This window comes from Cupriavidus sp. GW823-FHT06D04, from assembly GCF_058795055.1.
The window spans coordinates 1-26,113 of sequence record NZ_JBXAHL010000036.1 but is presented as its reverse complement, the minus strand read 5'-3'; the positions used below and the strand labels follow the sequence as shown (position 1 = coordinate 26,113).

The 26,113-nt window shown below is 66.9% G+C and carries 17 protein-coding genes; 13 read left to right on the top strand and 4 right to left on the bottom strand.

Annotated elements, in window-relative coordinates; genetic code table 11:
• Nucleotides 1–3 precede the first annotated feature (3 nt).
• Nucleotides 4–324: a high-potential iron-sulfur protein gene (locus AC1Q7H_RS31270; protein ID WP_492316486.1), complete on the top strand. Its 321-nt coding sequence runs from the start codon at nt 4–6 to the stop codon at nt 322–324.
• 252 nt (nt 325–576) lie between these two features.
• Here the strand turns inward: AC1Q7H_RS31270 and AC1Q7H_RS31265 are convergent, their stop codons facing one another.
• Complete coding sequence (locus tag AC1Q7H_RS31265) at nt 577–1,119, bottom strand: hypothetical protein (RefSeq protein WP_492316487.1); 543 nt, start codon at nt 1,117–1,119, stop codon at nt 577–579.
• A gap of 642 nt (nt 1,120–1,761) precedes the next feature.
• The gene (locus AC1Q7H_RS31260; protein WP_492316488.1) at nt 1,762–2,079 is read right to left on the bottom strand and encodes a hypothetical protein; all 318 of its coding nucleotides are present in this window, start codon (nt 2,077–2,079) and stop codon (nt 1,762–1,764) included.
• A 296-nt stretch (nt 2,080–2,375) separates the two neighbouring features.
• Between AC1Q7H_RS31260 and AC1Q7H_RS31255 the strand changes: the two genes are divergently transcribed.
• On the top strand, nt 2,376–3,392 hold the full coding sequence (locus AC1Q7H_RS31255; protein ID WP_492382123.1) for a helix-turn-helix transcriptional regulator: 1,017 nt from the start codon (nt 2,376–2,378) through the stop codon (nt 3,390–3,392).
• An 18-nt stretch (nt 3,393–3,410) separates the two neighbouring features.
• On the opposite strand, the gene AC1Q7H_RS31250 is transcribed toward AC1Q7H_RS31255, so the two are convergent.
• Nucleotides 3,411–4,196, bottom strand: a complete 786-nt coding sequence (locus tag AC1Q7H_RS31250; protein ID WP_492316490.1) for a hypothetical protein — start codon at nt 4,194–4,196, stop codon at nt 3,411–3,413.
• Between the two features lie 126 nt (nt 4,197–4,322).
• On the opposite strand from AC1Q7H_RS31250, the gene AC1Q7H_RS31245 reads away from it, so the two are divergent.
• Nucleotides 4,323–4,532, top strand: a complete 210-nt coding sequence (locus AC1Q7H_RS31245; RefSeq protein WP_492316491.1) for a hypothetical protein — start codon at nt 4,323–4,325, stop codon at nt 4,530–4,532.
• 127 nt (nt 4,533–4,659) lie between these two features.
• Here the strand turns inward: AC1Q7H_RS31245 and AC1Q7H_RS31240 are convergent, their stop codons facing one another.
• A complete protein-coding gene (locus AC1Q7H_RS31240) occupies nt 4,660–6,291 on the bottom strand; it encodes an ATP-binding domain-containing protein (RefSeq protein WP_492316492.1) in 1,632 nt (543 codons plus the stop codon).
• A gap of 152 nt (nt 6,292–6,443) precedes the next feature.
• Between AC1Q7H_RS31240 and AC1Q7H_RS31235 the strand changes: the two genes are divergently transcribed.
• The 10 genes from AC1Q7H_RS31235 (at nt 6,444) to AC1Q7H_RS31190 (ending at nt 26,036) form a co-directional block, all read left to right on the top strand.
• Entirely contained in the window at nt 6,444–8,537 is a 2,094-nt protein-coding gene (locus AC1Q7H_RS31235) for an AAA family ATPase (protein WP_492316493.1), read from the top strand.
• 58 nt (nt 8,538–8,595) lie between these two features.
• A complete protein-coding gene (locus tag AC1Q7H_RS31230; RefSeq protein ID WP_492316494.1) occupies nt 8,596–10,092 on the top strand; it encodes a DUF2779 domain-containing protein in 1,497 nt (498 codons plus the stop codon).
• Nucleotides 10,093–10,109: 17 nt separating this feature from the next.
• Nucleotides 10,110–11,081: a helix-turn-helix transcriptional regulator gene (locus tag AC1Q7H_RS31225; protein WP_492316495.1), complete on the top strand. Its 972-nt coding sequence runs from the start codon at nt 10,110–10,112 to the stop codon at nt 11,079–11,081.
• 123 nt (nt 11,082–11,204) lie between these two features.
• Nucleotides 11,205–12,032, top strand: coding sequence for an SIR2 family NAD-dependent protein deacylase (locus tag AC1Q7H_RS31220; protein WP_492316496.1), 828 nt, complete (start codon nt 11,205–11,207; stop codon nt 12,030–12,032).
• Nucleotides 12,033–12,156: 124 nt separating this feature from the next.
• Nucleotides 12,157–14,835, top strand: a complete 2,679-nt coding sequence (locus tag AC1Q7H_RS31215; protein ID WP_492316497.1) for a PD-(D/E)XK nuclease family protein — start codon at nt 12,157–12,159, stop codon at nt 14,833–14,835.
• Entirely contained in the window at nt 14,832–18,278 is a 3,447-nt protein-coding gene (locus tag AC1Q7H_RS31210) for a UvrD-helicase domain-containing protein (RefSeq protein WP_492316498.1), read from the top strand. Before AC1Q7H_RS31215 ends, AC1Q7H_RS31210 begins: the two co-directional genes overlap by 4 nt.
• A 692-nt stretch (nt 18,279–18,970) precedes the next feature.
• Entirely contained in the window at nt 18,971–19,117 is a 147-nt protein-coding gene (locus AC1Q7H_RS31205) for a hypothetical protein (protein ID WP_492316499.1), read from the top strand.
• Nucleotides 19,118–19,583: 466 nt separating this feature from the next.
• The gene (locus AC1Q7H_RS31200; RefSeq protein ID WP_492316500.1) at nt 19,584–20,855 is read left to right on the top strand and encodes a DUF6361 family protein; all 1,272 of its coding nucleotides are present in this window, start codon (nt 19,584–19,586) and stop codon (nt 20,853–20,855) included.
• The gene (locus tag AC1Q7H_RS31195) at nt 20,848–22,725 is read left to right on the top strand and encodes a phospholipase D family protein (protein ID WP_492316501.1); all 1,878 of its coding nucleotides are present in this window, start codon (nt 20,848–20,850) and stop codon (nt 22,723–22,725) included. The genes AC1Q7H_RS31200 and AC1Q7H_RS31195 overlap by 8 nt, the downstream gene beginning before the upstream one ends.
• Nucleotides 22,726–22,733: 8 nt before the next feature.
• Entirely contained in the window at nt 22,734–26,036 is a 3,303-nt protein-coding gene (locus tag AC1Q7H_RS31190; RefSeq protein ID WP_492382122.1) for a helicase-related protein, read from the top strand.
• Nucleotides 26,037–26,113 lie beyond the last annotated feature (77 nt).

The following is a 26,113-nucleotide window of genomic DNA, read 5'->3' as shown; positions in this document are numbered from 1 at the left end:
GCCATGCCGCGCAGACGACAGTTCCTTGGCTACCTTCCGCTCGCGCTGACTACCGGGATGGTTGCCGCAGTGATCCTTGGGAGTCGGCCGGCCCGCGCCGCGGCCATGCTGGGCGAGCAGGAGCCGCAAGCGCTCAAGGTCGGCCACAAGGCCGATTCCTCCAAGGTCGACCCACAGAAATACCCTAGCCACAAGCCATCCCAGACCTGCGCCAACTGCAAGCTTTATCAGGGTGACGAGGGTAGCGCTGGCGGCGGTTGTGCGCTGTTCGGCAGCAAAGATGTCGCGGCGAAGGGATGGTGCAGCGCTTGGGAGCAGGGCTGACATCGTGCCTTGCACGCTTTCGCCCGCCGTAGCCAGTCCGTTATCTCACCCTGCCCGTCCTAGCTCATCCTCCGGCGTTGCGGTAGCAGACTGGTGTCGGCGGAAGGTAAGGGGCGGCGGATCAAAGCGTCCCGCCGCCTCCCGTTCCTCCATGCCTAGCCGGTCTAGCTCGACGACATCACGCCACGCCTTGGGGTAGTCGAGCTCCAGCTCATCCGCATCGCGACGCCCGATAATATGCAGAGCATCCTTTCAGCCTTGATAGCCCTGCCACGCCACTTCAATGCGCCACAACGGCACGCCAGTGCCGAGGTAGCAGCGCACAGCGTCAATTACTTCCTCGTAGGTCTGGCTGTCGTATTTTGACCACGCCGCATCGCGGTACCGTCTCCATCGGGCTGCATTTGGTCGATCCCGTTCCGCCAAGGCCTTGAGCAACTCTCGATCGATGGGCGGATGTATTGCGGCTACGCGAGGGTGAGCGTGGTAGACGGTATTGACCAGACCGACTTTCAGATAAACATTAATGAGTTTGGCTGCTATACCGTGAGTCAGCGAAAGCCCCTCTTCCTGTGCGGCCACGATAACGGCCTCCCGCCAGTCCTTATGGGCGGCATCCATCTCCTCAGGAGGCGGGAGCTTTTCCGGGCCGGCCAGCAGGTCGCGAAGCCCGACAGCTTCCAGCACTGCTTTACCTTGCCTGACTTCAAATCGGCTGCCTTTAGATGTGCTCGCCGCTCGGCTGGCTGCCCAAGCGGCCACGCGATGTACATGCTCAATGATGTCGTAGGGCATTACTGATTTTCAGAATAAAAAGCGTCAAAAGATTCTTCATCTGAGAGGAGACAGATCTCTTCGATAATTACTCCTTGTCTGGCCATCAATCGTTATCGACAGAGTCTCCGAGGAAATTGATAGCACATCGGTCATAACTCTTGGCAGATTCCGCCCTGCTGGATTAGCGTTGGCCGCAAGCAGAGAAGTGCCCTTAACAACAACAGGGCGCCACAGGTCGCGGCCCTCAATGCCAGCCCGGTCGAGTCGTCGACGATCGCACCCGCTATAACCAGCGGTATCAGCTCTAAGTGCGTACTCCGCCGAATCTGAACCCCCTCTCCGCCGCAAACAGCGGCACCTGCTCCAACGCAAACTGGCCCCCCGGATTGGGAGCGACCGCAGGCTGTCTCTATATAGGTGCGTAATCCACACGGAAAAACATACCAAGGCGATACTATAGCCTGTCCATCCTTTTCCGGCACAATTATATAAACCGCCTTCCAGGTCGATCTCGCTAATCCGATCTTCGAATCCCCGGAACCAATCAAGCTGCGCCGTCTCCACGACCGTAGCTTTAATCTCGAACGCGCCCTCCGGTTCCTCTACTCTCTGCTCCGGCGACAAAGGCGACCCAATCAGATCAGCCTGACTGCGTTGTCGTTATGAAACTAGGCTGGATACGCGTTCCCTCTCCAAACCCAAGCCGCCCATGCCATCGTATTTCTGCAGATCAATATCTTTCGGAAGCTCGAACGTCAAGGTCGACGTCTGCACCGAGATAAGGCGATGTAATGCGAGGCTACGCTCGTTTTCGTAGCCATCTAAGCGGCATACTAGATAGAAGCGGGGGCCTTGCACATGCTCAAGGGCATTACCGTTGTCTGCTTGCATTGCATTCTTATAGCAACCTCCAGCCTCCGGCCCGTCCCGTTGTTCTTTCCTAGCCATCGCGTCAATGGGATCGATTTGTTGATGCATGCGTTGAAATGATTCGATATGGTATAGGTGCCAACCGTTAGGGGTCGGTCTTTGCAGGCTCGCCGCAGATTACCCCTGCTACGACTATCCCAAAACCCACTTGTATAAACGTTGTATTGGCCGCGCAATGAAGGCTGGGGAGCGGTGACCGGAGCCCCAAGCAGGCCAGGCACGGCATCTGCGCATTTTGTGCGCGGATCCGCTACGATAGCGCGTCCGAACAAAAGTAATAACGGAAGTTCCAGATGGTGACCTCGGCTAAGTGGCCCCGCCTCGAAGGCGATATCCTGTCCTGCATGCCTTCGGCAGCCGAAATGCCGATCTCGTCAGGCGAGCTCATCCACAGCCTGCAGGCGCTCTACCGGCATCAGCCACCACAACGCGACACCATCCTACGCGCGCTCGAGCGCATGGAAAACGAAGGGCTGGTGGCCAAGTCCGGGCGCTCGCGCGACCGGGTCTGGTGGCGCACCGGCAAGAAGGCTCTGTCGGATACAGCGCGCCGCCCGTCCTTGGAACTCGCCATCGCGCTGCTGACGCTGCAGCGGCATGCACCCAACCACCTGCCCAGCCATGTCGTCAGCGAGCTCGAGGCATATTTCGCCGGCGCCGCGAAAGTACTGCAGGAAAGTCCGGTGGACCCGGCACTCGTGGACGCACGCGCCTGGGCAACCAAGACGGTGCGCATCGATGCGGGCTACCCCTTGCGCTCGCCGCCGATCCGCGAGGACATCCTGAATGCGATCCGGCGCGCCCTGTATGCCACCAGGGTTCTAACGGTCTGCTACCGCAATTCCCGGCTTGACAGTGACGCCCCCGCCGAATACCCGGTTGTACCGCTGGCGCTGGTCGAACGCGGGCCGGTGCTCTACCTAGTGGCCAGCCGCCGCGGCAGCGATGGCAGGTTCAAGCGCTATCAGCTTCGGCTGGACCGCTTCGTTTCCGCCGCGTGCACGGACGAGCCCGGCGAACCGGACCCGGACTTCGACCTCGACGCCTACGTTCGCCACAACCAGTATTTCTCGTTCTTTCCCGAGGCGCCGGTACGCGTCGAGCTGCGCGTGCGGGAGGACGGCGAGATCAAAAACCTGTTCCGCGAGCAGAAGCTGGCCGAGGACCAGGAGATCGTCGAGGAAGATGGCGGCTTCCGGCTGACCGCGACGGTGATCCCGTCGGTTGAATTCCGCAATCTGCTGATGGAACGCGCGGCGCGTGTGGAGATCCTCTCTCCGGCCGGCCTTCGCAAGGAGATCGCCGAGAATCTCAGGCAGGCCTGCGCTGCCTACGCCGACAGCGTAGGCCCGGCGGCCTGAGCCGCCTCTCAGCGATGGCTACAGGGCCGGCACGGCAGTGGCCGGCCACGGGTATGCGATGGCGATGTCGGCGCTCAGGTCGAGCGAGCCGGAATGCCTGCGGAACGCGCGGATGCGCTGGAGTAGCTGCGGGTTGAACGAATCCACGTGATCCATCACATGCGTCTGCGCGGCCACCAGCAAGCGGGCCGGGGCCGCGCAGGAGCGGTTGACCGCCGCCCACAGCACGGAAACGACGCGCCGCGAGAGCGCCTCACGGTCCCGCTCCTGTTCCCGGGTCAGGATGCACAACGCATTCATGGCCGCCAGCTCATGGAAGCCAGAACGCTTGACCGCATCCGCCGCCAGCAGCGGCTCGATTGCGGTGCGCGCCACGATGCCCAGCGCCGCCGCCAAGCTGCGCTCGCCCGCCAGCACCCAGCACCCCACGCGCTCGACCGGCAGATGCTGAGCCGAGCCCAGCACCACGGCAATCTCGCTGGTGCCGCGCCGGCGCGCGCGCCGCATGGCATCCACCGGCCCCATCGCATTCCAGCGCGCGCCGCCGAACACGCCGCTCAGGCGCGTGGCATCGACCAGGTGGATGACCAGGTCGGGACGCGGCCTGGCCCGCTCGTCCGCCGTCCAGGCCAGGCGGCCGTCCAGCGAAGGTAGGTCCATCATCAGGCCGGCAACCTCCTGCTCGGAGAAGCCCCAGCGCTGCAACAGCACGCGCTGCGGCCTGGTCTGCGGGGTAGTATGCAGTTGGATTGGCGGGGTAGCGCCGGTGACGGACGCGGTACTAGCAATCGTGACGACTTGCATGGCTTGCCCTCCTGGTGGCTGAGTCTGCTGAGGAGTGCAGTGTCGCCACGCATCTGCGCATCCGATGCGCGGATACGGCATCAACATGCATCCTGTTCCGAGCCCAACGCCAGAAAGGAGAACAGCATGCACCGCCAGACCCTGAGGGATGCCCGCGCCCACGTCATCGGCTACATCGACACGGATACCCGTGGCATCCAGACCGCGCGCGACAGCCACCTGCATCTGCTCGGGCGCTACGAGCCGCAGCACGATGTCACGCGCGACGCCCACGCCCGGCTGGTCGGCAGCGGCAACCAGCTCGCCGCGCTGGTTGCCGCCACAGGCGGGCGCTGAAGGGTGCGCGGAATCGCGCGGGCAGGCGAGGCCTCCTTCCGCCCGGCAGCCATCCATGAACAGGACCAACGACACCGTGCGGGCCGTGAAGGCGGCCGCCATCGCCGCCCGCGCATTGCATCGCCAATTACAAGCGCTCGTACAACAACCCCGCCGCCCGCTCCGACAACACCAGCACCAGTTTCATGGTCGCCCGCGTGGCGCCCACGAACAGGCGCCGGATTTCCTTCTCGCCCAGCGTCTCGAAATCGATCTCGGCGAACACGATGGCCGGCGCGGACTGCCCCTTGAAGCGGAACACCGATTCCGCCAGCACATCGCCATCGGAATAGACCGGCTGGCCCAGCGCATCGTAGCTGCCGCTGAAGGCACGCAGGCGGTTCTGCCCAAGCTGGTCATAGCAGAGCAGCCGCGAGTTCTCGCGGCCTCGGTAGCTCAGCAGCACCACGTCCCCGGAACGGAAGCCGTCCGAATAGCACAGGCGCAGGCCATCCTTCACGCTGTCGAGCAGCGCCTCGTCCTTATAGACCAGGAATTCCACCTCGCCGCCCGCGATCGGCGCGGTCGCCTCGATTTCCACCTCCGGCGGCAGCAGCGGCTGCAGCAGCCTCACCACCGGCCGGGGGCTGCGGAAGTTGCTACGCGCGCGCAGCCGCACCCAGCCAGGCAGCTCGGCCGGCGGATGGCCGTACAGGTTCTGCATCGGATCCTCCAGCCAGATCATGCGCGCGCCGGGCGCGGCGTGGCGCAGCACCAGGTCGCGCCAAGCCGGGGCGAAATCCTGCCCCTCGTCCACGATCACCGTGTCGAACACGAATTCGCCCGGCACCGGCAGCGCCTCGACCGCCGCCACCAGCCGCGTGAACGCATCCGGCACGGAGAAATCCGGCACGGCGCCGTGGTGTCTGAGCAAGAGGTCGCACAGCATGTGGAACGTGCAAGCCAGTCCGCCGGCCGGCGCGATGCGCGCGAAATGATCGGCCAGCGGCCGGTTGAAGCAGACATAGAGCGGACGCTGCCCGCGCGCAATGGCATCGCGATACTCTGCCAGGGCGAGCTGCGTTTTGCCCGACCCCGCAGTACCCGTCACGCGCAGCCGGAAGGGCTCGAGATCGAGCTGACGCGCCCAGTGCGACAGGCCGCCCGACACTCGCGTCACCAGTGTGCGCGCCTGCCCGATCAGCGCGCTCACGTCCGTCTCGAGCTGGATCGTGTCGCACAGGAAGCGATGCACCCGCTCCGCGGCGGCGTCCACCTCGCCCGCCGGCAGGATCGCCTGGATGATGTGGCAGAGCTGTGCGCGCCGGCCTGCATCCACGATGCGCTGGGGCGACAGGCCTGCCGTCACTGGGTTGCGCACCGTATAGTCCGGGCAATACAGCAGATGCTCGATGAACACTGGCTGCCCGTTCAGGCTGCGCATCAGCTTGCCGCGCAGGCCATCCGCGGTGCGGCCCATCTGCACCGAGACCAGCCGCGAGCGGGTGCCGTAGTGCTTGACCAGGCCCTCCGGCGTCTCATCCAGGAATCCGCTCTTCTGCTCGATGATGATGAGCAGCTGGCCGGCGCGGTTCACTACGACGAAATCGATCTCCCCGTAGATCGCATGTGCGTGGGCCACATTGGTCCAGTGCACAGAATGGTAGACCGTGTAGCCGTCGGGCAGCCCGACGGCCAGCACCGCGAGCGTTTCGAGTTCGCGCTGGAGCGGACCGCTCGCCTCCATGGTCTCCCAGCCATCCGGAATCACGCGTGCCACTGGATCTCCCCTTCCCTTTGCAAAGCGTACGAGCATACCGCACCGGCCATGACATGTGGCGCGCCCGCGCCCATTCCCGCCGCGCCCGTCGGCATGCGACACAATTTGACGCATCCTCTGGCCACAATGGCGGCATTCGACAGGAGAAACCCATGATTCCGCGCCGCCGGCCGTCCCGCTACTCCCGCATGCCGATCGACCTACCGCCCATGGTACGTCTGTGGCTGCTTCGCCTGCTGGTGCCGCTCGGCGGCCATCAGGAGTTCGTGCAGCGCGCCGGCTTCAGCAATGACACGCTGGCCCAGCTGCTGGGGCTGGGCGCCTGGCTCGAGCCGGACTGCGACGAGTTCCATGCCAAGGCGGTGCGGGCCGCGCTGCGCAAGCAGCACCAGGAGGCCGAGGCCGAGTACCGCGACGCCGGGCTGCCCGCCTGCCTCGCCCACAATATTGCTCGGCTGGCGGAGCTGGTAGGCCTGTCGGACGTCGACTGTCGCATCCTGGCCTTCGCCGTGATGCTGAAAAACGAGCGCCTGCTGGACGATACCGCCGACCTGCTGGGCCAGCTCTCCTCGACCAAGGTGCCGCACGTGCTGGCCGCCCTGCTCGACCTGCCCGATGAGCAGGTCCGCGACGCGCTGCGCACCCAGGGCGTGCTGGCGCAGTCCGGCCTGGTGGCAGTCGACCGCGGCAGCAGTTCCACGCTGAGCAACAAACTGGAGCTGCTCTCCGACAGCTTCGCCGACCATATCGTGTCGTCCGACGCCGACCCCATCGCCCTGCTGCGCGACACCGTGGCGCAGGCGGAGCCCGCGCAGCTCACGCTCGATGACTACGCGCACCTAGCGGATACGCTCGCGGTGATGCGGCCTTACCTTCGCCACGCGCTGGCGTCGGGCCGCAAGGGCGTCAACATCTTCGTGCATGGCGCGCCCGGCACCGGCAAGAGCCAGCTCGCCAAGGCACTGGCAGCGGACCTGGGCAGCGAGTTGTTCGAGGTGGCCAGCGAGGACGACGACGGCGACCCCATCAACGGCGAGCGGAGGCTGCGCGCCTTCCGCGCCGCGCAGAGCTTCTTCGGCCAGCGCCGCGCGCTGATCCTGTTCGATGAGGTGGAAGACGTCTTTGACGACGGCGAGGCCCTGTTCGGACGCAAGAGCACCGCACAATCGCGCAAGGCTTGGATCAACCGCATGCTCGAGGCGAACCCGGTGCCCACCGTGTGGCTGTCCAACTCCGGGCGGCTCGATGCCGCCTTCATCCGGCGCTTCGACATGGTCTTCGAGCTGCCGGTGCCGCCCCGGCGGCAGCGTGCCCGCATCATCGAGGACGCCTGCGGCGACCTGCTGGACGCGCCCGCCGTGCAGCGGCTGGCCGAGTCCGAGGCGCTGGCGCCGGCGGTGGTGACGCGCGCGGCCGCGGTGGTGCGCGCCATCCACGCAGACCTCGGCACCCAGGGCGCGGCCAGCGCCATGACGCTGCTGATCGGCAACACGCTTGAAGCCCAGGGACATTCGCCCCTGGACCGGACCACCGGCGACCGGCTGCCGGAAACCTATGACCCCGCTCTCCTCCACACCGACGCCGACCTGCAGGAGATCGGCTCCGGGCTGGTGCGCACCGGCGGCGGCCGGCTGTGCCTGTACGGGCCGCCCGGCACCGGCAAGACCGCCTATGGCCGCTGGCTGGCCGGGCAGATGGGCGTGCCGCTGCACGTGAAGCGGGCCTCCGACCTGATGTCGAAATGGGTGGGAGAGAATGAGCAGAACATCGCCAGCGCGTTCCGCCAGGCGGCACAGGACGGCGCGGTCTTGCTCATCGACGAGGTGGACAGCTTCCTGCAGGACAGGCGCGGCGCCAGGAGCGGCTGGGAGGTGACGCTGGTCAACGAAATGCTCACGCAGATGGAATCGTTCCCGGGCGTGTTCGTGGCCTCGACCAACCTGGTCGAGGGCCTGGACCAGGCGGCGTTGCGGCGATTCGACCTCAAAGTCCGCTTCGATTACCTGAAGCCGGCTCAAGCCTGGGCATTGCTGTGCCGTCAATGCAGTGTGCTCGCACTGGAAGCCCCGGCGGAGGACCTGCAACTCCGCCTAGCACGCCTGGGCAAGCTGACCCCCGGCGACTTTGTCGCGGCCGCGCGCCAGCACCGCTTCCGGCCGCTCGGATCCCCCGCGGCGCTCATCGCCGCCCTCGAGGCCGAGTGCGCCGTCAAGGAAGGCGCCAGGGGCACGCTGGGCTTCCTGTGAGAGCAGCCGAAGCATGGAATAATCCGCCTGCCCCGTGCAGGCTTGAACAGAACAGACGATGCGCTCACTATCGAAGTCGAAGCTGATGGCCTTCCGGCAATGCCCGAAGCGGCTCTGGCTGGAGATCCACCGCCCGGCGCTGCGCCGCCAATCGGCCGCGACCGAGGCGAGCTTCGCGATCGGGCACCAAGTAGGCGAGATCGCGCGCCAGCTCTATGATCCGCAACAGGCCGGCGCGCTGGTCGATGCCCAGCGCGAGGGCTTCGAGGCCGCCTTCGCGATCAGCCGGCGACTGCTGGGCAGCGAGCCGGCGCGGCTGGTCTTCGAGGCCGGCTTCCGCGCCGCCGGCGCGCTCGCGTTTGCTGACGTGATGCTGCCCGCCGGCAGCGGAGCGCGGCGCAGCTGGCGCATGGTCGAGGTCAAGTCGACAACCAGCGTGAAGGACTACCAGCGCGACGACACGGCCGTGCAGGCCTACGTCGCGCAGCGTGCCGGCGTGCCACTGAGCGCCGTCGCGCTGGCTCACATCGACAGCCAGTGGGTCTATCCCGGTGGCGGCGACTACCGCGGCCTGCTGGTCGAGCAGGACCTGTCTGAACAGGCCTTCGCGCGAGCTGGCGAGGTCGAGACGTGGATCGCCCAGGCCCAGGAAGTCGCGAGTCAGCCGGACGAACCGGCCATGAAGACCAGCCGGCATTGCGGCGAGCCCTACGAATGCGGCTTCCTCGCCTATTGCCAGGGCCAGGAGCCGCAAGCGGAGTATCCTGTGCAGTGGCTGCCACGCGTGCGCACCCGCGCGCTCAAGGCACTGATCGAGGAGGACGGCGTGACCGACATGTGCGACGTGCCGGACGCCTTGCTCATCGAACGCCAGCAGCGCGTGAAGGCCCAGACTCTGTCCGGCCAGGCTTGGTTCGACGCCGTCGGCGCGGCCGCGGACCTAGCGGAGCACGGCCTGCCCGCCCTGTTCCTGGATTTCGAGACCGTCCAGTTCGCAGTGCCACGCTGGGTCGGTACGCGACCTTACCAGCAGATCCCATTCCAGTTCAGCCTGCACCAGCTGTCGCGCAGCGGCGAACTGGCGCATTCCTCGTTCCTCGACCTCTCCGGCGACGACCCGTCCCGCCCGTTCGCGCGGGCGCTGATCGACCGCTGCGGCCAGCCCGGCCCCGTCTTCGTTTACAACGCGGCCTTCGAGAAAACACGCATCCGCGAGTTGGCCGAGCGCTTTCCCGAGCTGGCGGCCCCACTGCTGGCCATCAATGAGCGCGTGGTCGATCTGCTGCCGGTGGCTGAGCGTCGCTACTACCATCCGGGCCAGGCGGGTAGCTGGAGCATCAAGCGCGTGCTGCCGGCCATCGCGCCGGACCTGCGCTACGACGCGCTCGAAGGCGTCCAGGACGGCGGCATGGCGATGAGCGCCTACCAGGAAGTCACCCATCCGGGTACGGCGCCCGAACGCAAGACGGAACTGCGGATGCAGTTGGAGGAATACTGTCACCTCGACAGCCTTGCTATGGTCCGGCTCTGGCAACACTTCACCGGCAACGAGTGACCCGCACACTGAACCGCATGCCGAAACGTTCCGATACGACCGAAACCGTCCTGCTCGCGCTGGAACTGCTGCGCCGCATTCCGCGCGGGCGCAAGGTATCAGCACCCGAGTTGCACGAACAACTCAGCAACACGCCGCACGCACGCGACCTGCGCACCATCCAGCGTCAGCTCGAACTGCTCAGCGAGCACTTCGAGATCGAGCGCGACGAGCGCAGTAAGCCCTACGGCTACCGCTGGAAGGAACGCGCCAACGGCCTCGCGCTGCCGGTGCTCAGCGAGCAGGAGTCCATCATGCTGGCGCTGGCGGAGCAGCACCTGCGCAACCTGCTGCCCGCCAGCCTGATGAAATCCATGGACGGTTTCTTCCAGCAGGCACACGCCAACCTTGGCAACGGGCCCGGCGGCAAGCGCGGGCGCGAATGGTTGTCCAAGGTCCGGGTGGTCAGCACCACGCAGCCGCTGCTGCCCCCAAAGATCCGGCCGGGCGTGTTCGAGGCGGTCAGCAACGCGCTGTACGGCAACTCCTGGCTGGACGTGGACTACAAGAACGCGGCCGGCCAGCACAAGGCCGCACGCGTGATGCCGCTCGGCCTGGCCCAGCAAGGCGCGCGGCTGTACTTGGTGTGCCGCTTTGAAGGCTACGACAACGAGCGCACCCTGGCACTACACCGCATCGGCGGCGCGCAGGTCTCGCCGCACACCTTCGAGCGCCCAAGGGACTTCGACCTGGAGAAATACGATGCCGACGGCCGCTTCGGCTTCGGCGACGGCAAACGCATTCGCTTGACCTTTCGCATCGACAAGGACACCGGGCTGCACCTGCTCGAATCGCCGCTGTCGGCGGATCAGCAGGTCACCGACCTCGGCGCGCAGTTCGAGATCTGCGCCACAGTGGTCGAGACGGCGCAGCTCGAGTGGTGGCTGCGCGGCTTCGGGGACCAGGTGCGCGGCATCCGCCGCAGTCCGTGCACAGGGGAGCTGACATGATCGCACCGAAACACCAGTCAGTCTTCGACGCTATGGTCGCCCACCCGGACCACCTGCCCTGGGCGCGTGTGGCGATTCACCAAACTGAAACCCATGCTTGCGGCGCGCTTTAGGAATGAACGCATGAAAGCCGAAGACGACAACATCGAACTGGCCGCCGACTGGATCCGCCATGCGCGCGCGCTGCTGATCACCGCCGGCGCGGGCATGGGGGTGGACTCCGGCCTGCCGGATTTCCGCGGGCCCGAAGGCTTCTGGCGCGCCTATCCCGCGCTGGGTGAGGCCGGCCTGCGCTTCGAGGACATCGCGGCGCCGCACGCCTTCAAGGCCAACCCGAAGCTGGCTTGGGGCTTCTACGGCCACCGGCTGGCGCTTTACCGCCGCACGGTGCCGCACGCCGGCTTCGGCATCCTGCGCCGCTGGGGCGAATCCATGCCCGATGGCTACCGGGTCTTCACCTCGAACGTCGACGGACATTTCCAGCGCGCGGGCTTCGACGCGGCCAAGGTGCACGAATGCCACGGCTCGATCCATGTACTGCAATGCTCGATGCCCTGCGGCGAGCACACCCGGAGCGCCGACGACTTCGCGCCCGAAGTGGACGAGGCGCAGTGCCGGTTGCGCAACGCGCCCCCGCACTGCCCGCGCTGCGGAAGCATGGCGCGGCCCAATATTCTGATGTTCGACGACTACTCGTGGGTCGAGGAGCCCACGGCGTTGTCGCGTATCAGGCTCGGCGCTTGGACGCAGGGACGCGGCGGCATCGTGGTCATCGAGCTTGGCGCCGGCACCGACATCGCCACCGCACGGCGCTTCGGCGAGCGCCACGCGGCGCGCTTCATCCGCATCAATGCGCGCCAAGCCGGCGTGCGCGACATGCGCTCGGGCGTGGGGCTGCAGGGCACGGCGCTGGGCGTGCTGACAGCGCTCGACCAGGCCATCGGCGGCTGACGCGTAGCAAAACCTCCCCACCCGCGCAGGGGGTTTCCGGATGGGGGAATTTCATGAATCATCGCGGGCGCGGGGGCGCGCAGAAGCTCGCCAGGCCGCGCCTAGCGCAATGCAGGAGGGAAGGATGCTGAAGCAAGCCTATCGGCAGACAGTGATCGTGCAGGGCCGACTGGCCGCGCGCGAGTGGCGGCTCAGGGCGGCGCGCGAGCGCAACCACGGTCTGCAGATCATGGCCCTGGAGCACATGGCAGCGCGCCTGGCCGGCGGCTTCCTCTCGCCGGTGGACGATGACAGCCTGCGCGCCGCCATCCAGGCCGCGCTGCCGTGCACGCCGCTGGGCGAGCTGGACGGCATCAAGGAACTGCCCGGCTTGGTGGACGCCGCCGCCGATACGCTGCGCAAGGCCTGGCGTGCCGGCATCGACCTACAGGCGCGCGCCGGCAGCCATACCCGGCTCGATTCCATGGCCAGGCTGGAGGCCGCGGTGCTGGCCCGTCTGCCCGCCGGCATGAAGCGGCCGGCCGAACTGGCGCAGGCCGCCATGGCTCGCATCGCCCACGTGCCGGCACTCTTCGGCCCCATCGCACTCACCGGGCTTCCCGACGTGCCGCCCTGCTGGCGCGCGCTGCTTGCCACCATGGCCACCCGCACGCCAGTGCGCTGGCTGGCCGGCCCGCATATGGTCCCGGAATGGCTCGACGGCACCGCGCTGCACATCGAGTGCACGACGTCGGCGCAGCCTGCCGTTACCGTGGCCAGCGCCTCCACGGCGTATCACGAGGCGATCGAAGCGATGCGCTGGGCGCGCGCCCTGCTCGCCTCCGGCCGGGCCAAGCCCGCCGAGATCGCCATCGCCGCGGTGACGCCGGCGGAGTACGACGACCACTTTCTCGCGTTGCGCGCCGACGCCAACCTCGACCTGCACTTCGTGCACGGCATCAAGGTGACCGCCAGCCGCGACGGGCAGACCGCCGCCGCGCTGGCCGACATCCTGGTTCGCGGCCTGTCGCAGACGCGCATGCGCCGGCTCGCCGCGCTGCGTTCCGGCGAAAGCGGCGCCAGGGGTCTGTTCGAAACCCTGCCGGCGGGGTGGACGCGCATCCTCCCCGCCGACGCCCCGCTGGCCTCGGTCCCGGCTTGGGAGCGCCTGCTGGCGCGCATCACGCCTGAACAGTGGCCCGATGGCATCGACCACGCCCCCGAGTTGCGCGCCATCGTCACGCTGCTGGACCAGGGCATCGGCGTTGCCACCGAGATTGGCGAGGCCGTGCTCGATGGCCGCGCACGCACAATCTGGCGCAAGGCGCTGCTGGCCGGCCCCGCCGCCTCGATTGACGCCACGCTGGAGAGCCTGAAGCAGGACGACGGCCTCGAAGCCTGCGTGTCCGTGGCCTGGATGCCGGCCAGCGAACTGGCCGCGGCGCCGCGCCGCTTCGTGCGCCTGCTCGGGCTGAACTCCTCGCGATGGCCGCGCGGCCTGTCCGAGGACCGTCTGCTGTCCGACCACATCGTGCCGGCCACGGAGCTGGATCCGTTCCCGGTGACGACAGCGGACCGGCACAGCTTCCATGCCATCCTCGCCACTACCGCCGACGAAGTTGTGCTGTCGCGCGCGCGCCGCGACGGTGAAGGCCGCGTGATGGGCCGCAGCGCGCTGCTACACGGCCTGCCGCCCGAGACCTACCTGCGCCGCAATGCCGTGCCGGCGCATGCCTTCAGCGAGACCGACCGCCTGCTCGCGCGCCCCGCCGAGTACCGCGCCACGGAGCAGGCCCGGTCGGCCATCGACTGCTGGCGCGACTGGCACCGCCCCGAACTCACGCCCCACGACGGGCTGGTGCGCGCCGACCATCCGGTGCTGCAGGCCGTGCTTGCCCGCCCGCAATCGGCCAGCTCGCTGCAGCGCCTGCTGCGCAACCCGCTCGGCTTCGTCTGGCAGTACGGCATGCGCTGGCGCACGCCGGAGGCCGGCACCGAGCCCATCGTGCTCGACGCGCTGGCCTTCGGAAACCTGGTCCACTCGGTGCTGGACCACGCCTTGCAGATGCTGGAAGCCGATGGCGGCTTGGCGCACGCCAATGCCGCGCAGGTTGCCGCGGCGGTGCGCGGCGGCGTGCAGGCCGCCTCAGTCGCGTGGGAAGCCGCGCAGGCCGTGCCGCCGCGCGTGATCTGGCAGCGCACGCTCGATGACGTGCGGATATTGGCCGAGAGCGCGCTGGCGTGGGGCGGCCCTGACATGCCTGACGCGCGCGCCTACGGCGAAGTGCCGTTCGGTGGCGCCGAGCCGCGCGCCGGCGCGACCACCGCCCTGCCGTGGGATGCTGCCGCACGCGTCGAGATTCCCGGCACCGGCTTCCATGTCACCGGCTATATCGACCGCCTGGACATCTCGGGCGACGGCCGCCGCGCCGTGGTGCGCGACTACAAGACCGGCCGCCCGCTGAAGGAGGACGCCCGCTTCGACGGCGGCCGCGAACTGCAGCGCTGCCTGTACGCCTTCGCCGTCAAGGCGCTGCTCGGTGACGAGGTAGAGATCACGGCCTCGCTGCTGTACCCGCGCGAGCCGGCCGAACGCGTTCTCGATGCGCCCGGTGACGCCCTGGCACAGATCACCGGTTACTTAGCCGCGGCGCGCGGCAGCCTGCTGGCCGGTGCCGCCGTGATGGGCAAGGACACCGCCGGCACCTACGACGATCTCGCCTTCGCCCTGCCCGCCAACTCCGCCGCCACGTACTGCAAACGCAAATACGCCGCCGCCCTCGCGCAGCTCGGCGCAGCCGCCGACGTCTGGGAAGCCCAATGATGAACACCAGCACCATGCCTCTCGAAGACAACCACGCCCGCCGCACTGCCATCGCCGATCATCACCGCTCCCTGCTGGTGGAAGCCGGCGCGGGATCGGGCAAGACCGCCGTGATGGCCGGCCGTATCGCCATGATGCTGGCCGAGGGCATCGCCCCGCGCCATATCGCCGCAGTGACCTTCACCGAGCTGGCCGCCAGCGAGCTGGTGATCCGCGTGCGCGAGTTCGTTGCCGAGCTCAGCGCCGGGCACATCCCTCCCGAACTGCGCGCCGCCCTTCCTGACGGGCTCGCCGGGCACCACCACGCCAACCTGCAGGCCGCGAGCGCCGCCATCGATGAGATCACGTGCTCGACCATCCACGGCTTCTGCCAGCGCCTGATCAAGCCCTATCCGGTGGAAGCCGACATTGACCCCGGCGCCGGTATCATGGACCGCGACCAGAGCAGCCTGGCCTTCGACGACATCGTCGAAGACTGGCTGCGCGCGCAACTCGACGGCGCGCAGGGCGGCCTGCTGGCGGAACTGGTGCTCTACGATGCGGAAGCCACGGTGGCACTGGTGCGCGGCATCGCCGCCGCGCTGCGCGCGCACCGCCACGCCATAGCGCCGGCCGCGCAGGCGCTGCCGCCGCTGATCGCCGCATTCCGGCAAGCGGCGGACGCGTTCGCCGCCTTCCTCGCAGACACCGACGCCAAGGATGACGACACCACCGCCATGTCCGCGCTGCTGTCGGAGGCCGCGGACGCGCTCGCCTTCCCATACAGCCCGGAGCGTCCCGCCGACCTCGCGCACTTGCTCGCAATTCGGCTGCAAGCAGACACCCCGCTGTGCAAGAAGGACGGCGATTTTCGCGCGTATCGCCGCGCCACCGCCTGGCGCACGGCGGCCCGCGAGGTGGGCATGCCCGCCTCGCACGGCGACGCCCTGTGTGCGCAGGTCACGCCGCGCTACGCCGTCTGCTGTGTCGCGTGGCAGTCGCTGCAGGAACAGGTCGCCAGCCATGTGCTGGCCGCGCTGATCGATGCCGTGCAGCCTGTGCTGGCGCGCTTTCGCGAATACAAGCGCGCCGCCGCGCTGCTCGATTTCGACGACCTGATCTTCGCCGCGCGCGACCTGCTGCGCGAGCACGACACCGTGCGCCGCGCGCTCGCCGCCCGCTACCGCCACGTGCTGGTCGACGAATTTCAAGACACCGACCCGCTGCAGTCCGAGATCTTCTGGCGCCTATGCGGCGAGCCGCCAGCAGGCGGCGGCGCGGCCGACTGGACCCGCTTCCGCATCCGCCCCGGCGCGCTGTTCCTGGTGGGCGACCCCAAGCAAGCAATCTACCGTTTCCGCGGCGCCGACGTGGCGGCCTACGTGCAGGCGCGCGACGCCTTCGCCGCGCAGGACGGCGACAGCGTGCTGGCAATCTCCACCAACTTCCGTTCGCGCGCGCCGATCCTGGCATACGTCAACGCGCGCTTTGAGGCAATCCTCTCCGGCGGCGGTCAGCCCGGCTTCACCGCGCTTACGCCATTCCACACCGTCGACGACGACCAGCCGCGCGTGCTGGCGCTGGACGTGGCGGTGACCGGCGCGGACGGTAAGATCGCCGCCGAGCATATGCGCGACGCCGAGGCCGACGCGGTCGCGGCGTTGTGCGCGCGCATGATCGGCCAGCATGAGATCGCCGACCGCAAGACCGGCGAGACCCGCAAATGCCGGCCCGGCGACATTGCCCTGCTTGCGCCCTCCGGCAGCGACCTGTGGCGCTATGATGCCGCGCTCGAGCAGCGCGGCGTGCCGGTCGCCACGCAGGCCGGCAAGGGCTTCTACCAGCGCCAGGAGATCCAGGACCTGATCGCGCTGACCCGCGTGCTAGCCGACACGCGCGACACCCTGGCGCTCGGCGCGCTGCTGCGCGGGCCGCTGGTGGGCCTGACCGAAGAAGCCCTGCTCGACATCGTGTGGCACCTGCCGCGCGCCGAGGACGCGCCCGAGCGCCTGCCGCGCTTGGACCTGCGCGTGGAAAGCAAGGACATCGCCCACGGCCTCGCGCGCGACATCATCGGAAAGCTGCAGCTGCTGCGCCGCAAAGCCAACGCCACTACGCCGTACGACCTGATCTCGCAGGCCATCGATGCGCTGAACGTGCGCGCCATCCTGCTCGAGCGCCACCACGGCCAAGCCGAGCGCGCGTTGGCCAACGTCGACCTCTATCTCAACCTGTCTCGCGCCTACGCCGTGCGCGGCCTGCGCGCCTTCGCCGATGCCATGAGCGCCGCGTGGAGCGATGCCTCGCGCGCCAGCGAAGGCCGTCCCGACGCGCAGGAAGAGGCCGTGGCGCTCTACACGATGCACGCCGCCAAGGGACTGGAATGGCCCATCGTGGTGCCGGTCAATACCATGACGCAGGTGGTCGCTGCCGACAGCACCGTGGCCGACCGCGCCAGCGGGCACTTCTACTGCCAGGTCTACGGCCTCAAGCCGGCCGGCTACGACGCCGCGCGCGACGCCGAGAAAGCCGAACTCGAACGCGAACGCATCCGCCTCTGGTACGTGGCCGCCACGCGCGCCCGCGAACTGCTGGTGCTCCCCAGGCTTGACGCTGCCGCCAGCGGCAGCGCGTGGATCAACCTGCTCGACCTGTCGCTGCCTGCGCTCGACCCGCTCAAGCTGGACGAACTGCCCGAAGGGACGCCAGCCGGCGCGGCCACCGTGGAAAACGGGCAGACTCGGCAGGCGTTCGGCGACGAAGCCCTGGCCATCGTGCGCCAGCAGACCCGCCTCACGTGGCTGGCGCCGAGCCGCGACGAAAGCGCCAGCGGCCCGCTGCTGCGGCAGGAGACACCCGCTATCCTGCTTGCCCCGGAGAACGGCGACATCGGCAATGCCGCCCAGGCCGTCAGCCCCGCCGCCTATCCGGTGGTGCAGGGCGGACGCGAGCGCGGTCTCGTCATCCACAAGCTGCTCGAGGAGATCCTCACCGGCGAGACCGACGAAGCCGCGGCGGCGCTCACCACGCGCGCAGCGGACCTCGTGCGCATGCTCGGCCGCGAACCCGGCTGCGATCCGGCCGCCGGCCTCGCGCCTGCCGAGATGGCGGACTGCGTGTTGCGCACGCTGGCCCTGCCCGAGATCACTGCGCTGCGGCCCGGCCTTTCGCCCGAGTTCCCGGTCTACGCCTCGACCATGGCGGACAACCAGGAAAGCGCCACCATCGGCATCGCCGACGCGGCCACCTTCGCCGACGACGGCACGCCCCAGGTCATCGTGGATTGGAAGAGCGATGTGCAGCCCGATCCTGCCACCCTCGACCACTATCGCGCGCAGGTGCGTAGCTACCTCGACATGACCGGCGCGCAGCGAGGGTTGATCGTGCTGGTGACGTCAGGGTTGGTGATTCCGGTGGCGCCGAACCATATGCAGCGCGCTGTCGACGCGCCGCACGCTGTGTAGGCCGGAACTGGCAGGTGACATGCGGTTGCTATCCCGGATTTTTCAAGATCCTCTTGCGAAAGATGAACAGACAGCCGCATTACCCGCACCGATAACCGTCTGGCTATGGGGCTGTCGCCCGCCCGGGGCGGCGCGACAAACGATTGGCAGCTATCCGTGTCGGTCATGCTCATCGTCTATCACTCCCACGAGTCACTGTGAACGTATCCTGAGCGGCTTCCAAATGTATTGCGACCTTCCGCCTCTTCCCCCAGCGGGCGCGTGCCGGCTTGCAACATCATGATCATAGGCGCGCTCCTGCCGTTCCACGCCGCGCTCGACCCGCCGCAGCAAGCCGAGGGAAGCTTTGATCCGCTGCGATCCGGACGGTCTTGGTCGACCAGGCTCGACGCCGGTTGCGGTTGGTGTTGTCGGAAAGAGTGGCTGAGGCGTTGCTGGAGAAAATCTAAAGCCGGCTTCCGAAAGAATCTGCGCAGAAAATGCGCAGATCGCGGGGCAGTATCCAGTCTGTCACCAAGGACAAAGACACGCTTGGCCATACCGCCGCGCCCCGTCAAACTCGTATGCACCCAGTGCCAGCGCCGGCACGTCACAGCGCCAAGGCTTTCGCATTGCGTTGCTCCCGATGGAGCAATTAGCCCTCATCTTGAAAGAAGGCGTTTGCCAGGTAACCTCTACACAGGCCATCCTCCATGACCAGAAACATCCTCGCCGCTATCGGCCTCGCCGTGGTTGCCAAGAAGGGCTTCGAGTTCTATTGCCACTATCAGGCGTTGAAGCGCGAAGCCGATCTTTGGCGCAACGCGACCCATCGCGAATCCCGTGATGAAGCACGTTGATCCTGACAGTGGGGTCAAGGCCGCGTGCGTGTTGCCGATATCCAAGCATCGACGACGCGCGGCCCTTCGGGTCTCATCCACCGGCAGACGCCACCTTGATCCAGAGAACGTTCGATGTCCATTGATCTTGACAAGCCAGAAGCGATTTACAAAGCGGTTACCAAAGAAGTTCGCCGTGTCCCGAATTCCCTTGACGGTGCCACTGGCGACGAGAACCTGTCCCAGAAAAGAGGAGGCCGCCAGCGCGGACCATCGTTCTTGTCAATCGTCATTTTTTCGGGCCCGCAACCCTAGCGGATTGCTATTCTGGCGGGAATCCTGCCGGTGCCCCCTACCAAAGGGGTATGCGGTCACGCCTCAGGTTGACAATAGATCGGATCTAATAGCTGCTTCGCGGTGGGCCTGCCGTCCCGCACAAGATAAGAAAGAATTGGCCGTTGACACGGCATTCATAAGGACATAGCCGGTGAACGCGATCCGATGGCTGGACTTTTCGTCGGCCGAACGCGAGGACGTATTGAATTTGCTGGCCGCGCAGCAAGACAAGTCGACCCAGGACGAGCTAGGGGTGGGATTGGTTCGCGACGCGATCGCCGACCATTTGTTTCCGCCACTCAATACCATCCAGACGCGTGCCAAGTACTTCCTGTTTGTGCCTTGGATCCTTCGGGCCCTTGAACGAGGGAGCGTCGGTGCCGAGCGCCTGGCTGGAACGCTGCGCAATCGTGAAATCAAACTCATAGGCGCCCTACTGGACGCCGCAGACAAGAAGGGCTTGATCGGCGCCGAAAGTCGCGAACAGACCAAGCGACTGCCCTCCAGCATCTACTGGACCGGCGTGCGGCGGATGGGAATTTATACAGGCGGCGTCTCGCTTGCCGAGTATCTTGCCGAGCTACCTGACACCCGCGCGATTAGGAAAAATCGCGAGCTCGATGCGGAGTACGCCGAAGCGGAAGACAGCCCGGGCGCGGGTCTTGGTTGGGATACCGGCCTGCCCGCCGACGAAGCGGATTTCCTGACGCAGACGGATTTCGCGCTCCAACCGCAACACGCTCGCTATCTTAAGGAAAAGATCCTCGCTATGCCGACCGCAACGGGCCGTAGCTGCCTGCTGCAATGGATGGTCTGTCACCTGGACACGCAAGCCGTGGCGGACTTGGATGAGCCCTGGAGCTTGCTTCATGCCAGCGCCACGCGCCCGGCACTGCCGGAACACATGCATCGCGAACTCACGCATGCCCGCAACTTTTCGCTGTGCGCGCGCGTGCTGACGGCGGTCTATTTCCGGCTGTTGGCCGTCAGCCGCCGGGATCAGGACACCACCGTTGTCGACGACATCCTGTGGGACAGCCTGCAGGCGCTGGGCACAACGTCAGATGAGCTGGCGGCGTGGTACGAAGACCTGCCCGCCTTCTGGCTATGGGTGCACCGCTCCAACTCGCGCCTGCAGCGGGATCGACCCTTCATCGAGGAATGGCTCGAGGTTCTCGCGGGCCACGGCTTTGCACCACATAGCGCGGGTGCGCTGATTACTGCGCCTCTGCATCGCTGGATCCAGCAACGTGAACGCCGGCTGAAAGGCGACCTAGCCCGGATGAGCAACCCGCCCGTTCTGCAACGCTGGAAGGCACCGGATGCGCTCGCCCCCATGGACTTCCGCTGGCGCACCGCCAAGCAGATCGTGCATGACATTCTCCAGGGCCTCCAGCATCCGGAGGTGCCGACGCATGCTTGAACCCAATGATCGCGGACTGCTGTCCGATCAGCTCACACCTCCACCCGGCTTCCACTGCACGGATGCGCTGGCCTGCACATACTCGCTGGACTTGGCGGCACTTGCCGGCATTCCGCTGGCGTTCCTCCAGATAGATCCGCAAGGATTGGGCGACGACACCGCCGCACGCATCGCCGCGATTAGCGCGGTGCGGGAATGGTCTGAACGCCTGACCGTGGTGTGCCAAGCCGGCGCCATCCACGTGCCTGCAGAATGGCGAGACAGCTATCTCTGGCTCGAGGCCGCGGTGATGCAGGTCAGCCCCCGCCGAGATCGGGCCGTGTTTCACCCCAAGCTGTGGCTGTTGCGCTTCGAGCGGGACGACGACGTCCGTTACCGCTTGCTCGTGCTGTCGCGCAACCTGACCTATGACCGCTCGTGGGATGTGATCGCCCGGCTCGATGGGGTGTTGACGCGCCGGCAGAACAAGATCCGAGCCAATGCACCGCTGATCCAGTTTGTTCAGGCGCTCGGCAGCGAGGAACTGCCTGTGGTGGGAACGCCGGCCGAGCGGCACCTGGCGCGCCGCGATCGTTTTGCCGAGGAATTGGGGACCGTCAAGTTTACGTCCGAGCACGACGGCGTCGAGAGCTGGGCGTTCTGGCCCATCGGCATCGCCCAGCACCGCTACGACCTTAACCAGTTGTTCACGGGCCCGCACAGTCCCTTCCATCCCTGGGTCGAATCCGCCGCGCGCCGCACCGGCCGCCGCATGCTGGTGGTCTCGCCTTTCCTCTCCGAAGGCTTGCTCAAGGCATTGGCGCAAGCGCCCTTCCCCATCGGACTGCTGGCGCGCCAGGACGCCCTGGACGATAACGCCGGCTACCTGCCCGTTGCCTGGTGCGAGGATGCGCCGCCTCGCGTGCACGAATTCCTCGACGGGCTGGCCTGCGAAGGCGCACCCCTTAGCGGCCTACACGCCAAGCTCTGGGTAGCCGACGATGGCTGGGACGCGCACGTGTGGCTGGGCTCCGCCAATGCCACCGAGGCGGCATTCACCCGAAATGTCGAGTTCCTGCTGCAATTGTCGGGACCGCGGAAGCACTTTGGCGTCGAGGCGATCAGCGGGCCGGACGGCTTGGGGCCGTTGACCGCCCCGTACATCAGGCAGGAGGCCGAGCCTGACGCTGAGGCCGTCGCCTTGCGCCAGCGGCAGCGCGAACTCGGATGGAAGTTGACCGAGTTGATCGCGAAGGGCCGCCTGCAGGCGCACGTCGACGCAAACGACGACCTGCACTGGGACCTGTCGCTCTCCGTTGTCGGCGCAGCAACGCTGCGGCTAGGCGACGACACCATTCAATGGCGAGCCTGGCCCATCACGCTGCCGGCAGATCGCGCAGCCGTCGGCACGGCCGAGGGGGTGACATTCCGCGGCCTGGCGCTGCACGAGCTGTCGCTGTTCTGGTCGATTGCGCTGAGCGTGCCAGGCGAACTGCGGGCGGAAGCCACGGTCCGGCTGGAACCCTCCGGCATCATGCCGTCGTTCCAATCGCGCGAATCGGCCGCGGTGTCACGCCACCTGAACAACCCGGGGAGCCTAGCGCTCTACCTGGAGTATTTGCTGGCGGGCGGAGATCTGGAACTGGGCCGCCGCCTGCGTCGCCGGCGCCAGCGCGATAGCCGCGCAGAGACGAACGCCCCCTCTGGTCCGCCACTGTTCGAGACGCTGCTACATGCACTGGCGCACCAGCCAGATGCCCTGGGTGGCGTCGTGGATCTCATCGAAAGCGCCGACGAGGGCGCCAGCGGCCTGCGCCAGGACCCTGGCTTCCAGCAGATATGGGCCGCCTTCCGCCAAGCCCAGCAGCTCCTCGCCAACTCAAGCGAATAACACCAGCCATGAACGATTCTCTTGACTGGGAAGACATTGAGCGCAAGGCTCTCGCCAAACTCAAGCCTTTCCAGTGCCGCACCGTCGATTGGGCATTCCATCGCCTATTCCTCGCTGACGAAGCGGCCAGTGGCCGCTTCCTAGTGGCCGACGAAGTCGGCCTGGGCAAGACCATGGTTGCACGCGGCGTGCTGGCCAAGACGCTGCGACACTTGGCGGACAAGGTCGAGCGCATCGATGTGGTCTACATCTGCTCCAACGCCGACATTGCCCGCCAGAACTTGGCCCGCTTGAGCATCCCGGGTATTGGCGATGATGGCTTCCAGTCGCAGGGGCGGCTGACCCTGATGCCGTTGATCCCGCGCGACCGGCATGGCAATCCGGTCCGCGAGACCGCGCTGCCGAAACGGGGCTTGAACTTCCAGGCTCTGACGCCCGGCACTTCGCTGGATTTCCGCAACGAGCCGGGCCAAGCCCTGGAGCGGGCACTGCTTGCCGTGATGGTCGCCAAGGCCATCCCCAAGGTCAGCAAGACGCAGTGGCGCAACCTCTTTACCCAGCAGGTCGGGCATCGCCGGTTCAGCGAACTGATCGACGACGTTCCCACACGATATGCCATCGACGCCACGCTCGAGGCAAAGTTCATCGAGCTCATCCACGCGCCTTGCGGGGATGGCTCGGGCTTCCGCGAGCGCCTGGAGCATCTCGCTTCACGCTTCCCCCGGCAACGCGTGTTCCGCGCGCGCGACCCGGACCAGGAGCAGGCCGCACAACTAATCGCCGACCTGCGGCGGGCCCTTGCCAGCGTGTGCATCCGCGCACTGGAACCGGACCTGCTGATTCTCGACGAGTTCCAGCGCTTCCAGCACCTGCTCGACACCAACGACCCGAACGCCGATCTCGCCCGTCAGCTGTTCGACTTCAGGCAAGACGACCACGCCGCACGCGTGCTGCTGCTGTCGGCCACGCCCTATCGCATGTGCTCAGTGGGTGAGGCGCCGGGCGAAGCCCCGCCCTACGACGAGTTCCTTGCGACGATTTCCTTCCTGACGCGTGCCGATGAGGCCCAGCTGGCCTCGCTCGAAGAAAAGCTGGCCGCATTCAACGACGCCCTGCGCACGCTGGACCCCGCGAATCCCGTGCCCGTACTGGCGCTGCGCCAGGCGATCCAGACACAGCTGGCCGGGGTGATGTCGCGCACCGACCGGACACCCACGAGCCGCCAGCGCGATGCGATGGTTGTTGCGCCATACCGTCCGGCCTATCCGGATGCCGGGCAGATGCTGGGCTATGTCCGACTACAAGCCGTCGCACGTTTGCTGGAGCAGCCCAACCTGATCGAGTACTGGCGTTCCGCCCCGGCGCCACTGAGTTTTCTAAGCGGCTATAAGTTGCGCGACCAGCTACGAGAGGCCCTGGAGCGCCAGGAGCCAGGGCTGATCGAGGCGTTGGCCGCGCCCGGCATCTTTCTCAGCACGGAAGCCGCAGCCGGCAGTGCTCCGGAGTCAGGCCATGCCCGCACAGCGGCGCTGGCGCATGAGCTCATCGACGCGGGGATGCACCGGCTGCTTTGGCTGCCCCCGGCACGCCCCTGCTACGCACTGGACGGCCCGTTTGCCGGGATCGGCGATGCGGCGCGCACCAAGCGCCTGATCTTTTCCAGCTGGCGCATGGTGCCGCGGGCCGTTTCAACGGTGCTCGACGGCCTTTTCGCCAATGCCCTGAGCCGTGAGTACGGCATGGTGGAAGCAGATCGGCGCAGCGAGGCCAACAGCGACTACATCCTGGGCTATCCGTGCTCCACGCTCGCCGAACTCGGGCAGCCCGATGCGCTGGCGCATGCCTGCCACGAGGACGGGCTCGTGCCCTCGGTCGGGAACCTCGCGCGACGCATCGCTACGGCGGTGCAGGCCCTGATGGATGCCGTGCAGCAGTGCTACGGCAATGCCCCATCCGGGAACGAGGATCATGACTGGTATTGGCTCGGCCCTGTGCTGGCCGACCACTTGTCCATGGCGCAGCAGGACAGCGGGACTGCTAGGAACCCGGAGTTCCTGCCACTGGATATGACGCTGCTCGATGACATGCGCGAAGACAGCAGCACCTGGCAAACTGCCCTGCACCAGGCCAGGATCGAGCGTTGGCACGCCGCCTTGGACCGCAGCAAGCCGCTCGGCCGCATGCCGGCGGACCTAATCGACATTCTCAGCCGCGCCGCCATTGCCGGCCCGGCCGTATGCGCCGTGCGCGCCTTGGCGCCCACCGGCAGCGACGTCTGGAACCCTGCGGTCCGCCAGGCCGCCTCGGCCACCGCTGCCGCCGTGCTGCACTACCTCGATCATGAGCAGTCCGTGCGCTTGCTGAGCGGCCTGTATCCCGAGGAACGCAGTTTCTGGACGCGCGCCCTGCGCTACTGTGGGGACGGCTGCCTGCCAGCCGTGCTGGACGAATACATGGCAGTCCTGCGCGACGACCAGCCGCTGGACCCGGCGCTGGATCCGACCTGCATCACTGCGTTGTTCCAGCGCCTCGAACACATCGAGGTCGCGCTCAGGCTCAAGCCTGCCGTGCTTCGCCCAGAAGTCCTGGCGCAAGATGAAGCGGGGCGCTACCATCTGGAGCAGTCCGCACGCACGCTGCGCCACGCCCGCCCCTTGCTGGAGGATCGCAAAGGCACCGAGGGCGACGACCCCGCGCCCATGGCGCAGCTGCGCAGCGCGTTCAATTCGCCATTCCTGCCGTTCGTGCTCAGCAGCACTTCCATCGGACAAGAAGGACTGGACTTCCACTGGTACTGCCACACCATCGTGCATTGGAACCTGCCCGGCAGCCCAGTCGATTTCGAGCAGCGCGATGGGCGCATCCATCGCTACCGCAACCATGCGGTGCGCCGCAATCTCGCCCGCGACTGGGGTGGTGCCGCGCTCAGCCATGCAACAGGAGCGCACACCTGGGAATGGATGTTCGACCAAGCCAGCCGCGCCGTCGCCGTCAGCGGCACCGACGCCGGCGGCATGCGTCCAGCCTGGATCTACCAGCACGGCGACACCCAGTCCGGGCATCCTCCGCCGCTGTGGATGACCAGCCACCAGGGCGGCCCGGCCAGTATCGAACGCCACGTGCCCACCATCCCTCACAGTCGCGACGCCGAGCGCCTGCAGCGCATGACGCAGGCCGTGGGCTGCTATCGGATGGTCTTCGCGCAGCCGCGCCAAGACGATCTGCTTGCCCACTTGCAGCGCAGCCACGCGCCTGAGATTCTTGCCAGGGTGGCGGAGGAAGTGGTTATCGACCTGAGGCCGCCTGCTTAACAGGCTGCTGAAATACCGGCAGCGGATGTCCGCGCGACGACTAGCTGAAGCGTTAATCTGAGGACTCCATACAACCC

Excerpts from the sequence above, each read along its gene's own strand:
- AC1Q7H_RS31195 (WP_492316501.1), top strand. The coding sequence starts at position 20,848 with ATGCTTGAACCCAATGATCGCGGACTGCTGTCCGATCAGCTCACACCT.
- AC1Q7H_RS31235 (WP_492316493.1), top strand. The coding sequence starts at position 6,444 with ATGATTCCGCGCCGCCGGCCGTCCCGCTACTCCCGCATGCCGATCGAC.
- AC1Q7H_RS31225 (WP_492316495.1), top strand. The coding sequence starts at position 10,110 with ATGCCGAAACGTTCCGATACGACCGAAACCGTCCTGCTCGCGCTGGAA.
- AC1Q7H_RS31210 (WP_492316498.1), top strand. The coding sequence starts at position 14,832 with ATGATGAACACCAGCACCATGCCTCTCGAAGACAACCACGCCCGCCGC.
- AC1Q7H_RS31230 (WP_492316494.1), top strand. The coding sequence starts at position 8,596 with ATGCGCTCACTATCGAAGTCGAAGCTGATGGCCTTCCGGCAATGCCCG.
- AC1Q7H_RS31270 (WP_492316486.1), top strand. The coding sequence starts at position 4 with ATGCCGCGCAGACGACAGTTCCTTGGCTACCTTCCGCTCGCGCTGACT.
- AC1Q7H_RS31205 (WP_492316499.1), top strand. The coding sequence starts at position 18,971 with ATGACCAGAAACATCCTCGCCGCTATCGGCCTCGCCGTGGTTGCCAAG.
- AC1Q7H_RS31220 (WP_492316496.1), top strand. The coding sequence starts at position 11,205 with ATGAAAGCCGAAGACGACAACATCGAACTGGCCGCCGACTGGATCCGC.
- AC1Q7H_RS31255 (WP_492382123.1), top strand. The coding sequence starts at position 2,376 with ATGCCTTCGGCAGCCGAAATGCCGATCTCGTCAGGCGAGCTCATCCAC.
- AC1Q7H_RS31265 (WP_492316487.1), bottom strand. The coding sequence starts at position 1,119 with ATGCCCTACGACATCATTGAGCATGTACATCGCGTGGCCGCTTGGGCA.
- AC1Q7H_RS31260 (WP_492316488.1), bottom strand. The coding sequence starts at position 2,079 with ATGCATCAACAAATCGATCCCATTGACGCGATGGCTAGGAAAGAACAA.
- AC1Q7H_RS31215 (WP_492316497.1), top strand. The coding sequence starts at position 12,157 with ATGCTGAAGCAAGCCTATCGGCAGACAGTGATCGTGCAGGGCCGACTG.
- AC1Q7H_RS31190 (WP_492382122.1), top strand. The coding sequence starts at position 22,734 with ATGAACGATTCTCTTGACTGGGAAGACATTGAGCGCAAGGCTCTCGCC.
- AC1Q7H_RS31250 (WP_492316490.1), bottom strand. The coding sequence starts at position 4,196 with ATGCAAGTCGTCACGATTGCTAGTACCGCGTCCGTCACCGGCGCTACC.
- AC1Q7H_RS31245 (WP_492316491.1), top strand. The coding sequence starts at position 4,323 with ATGCACCGCCAGACCCTGAGGGATGCCCGCGCCCACGTCATCGGCTAC.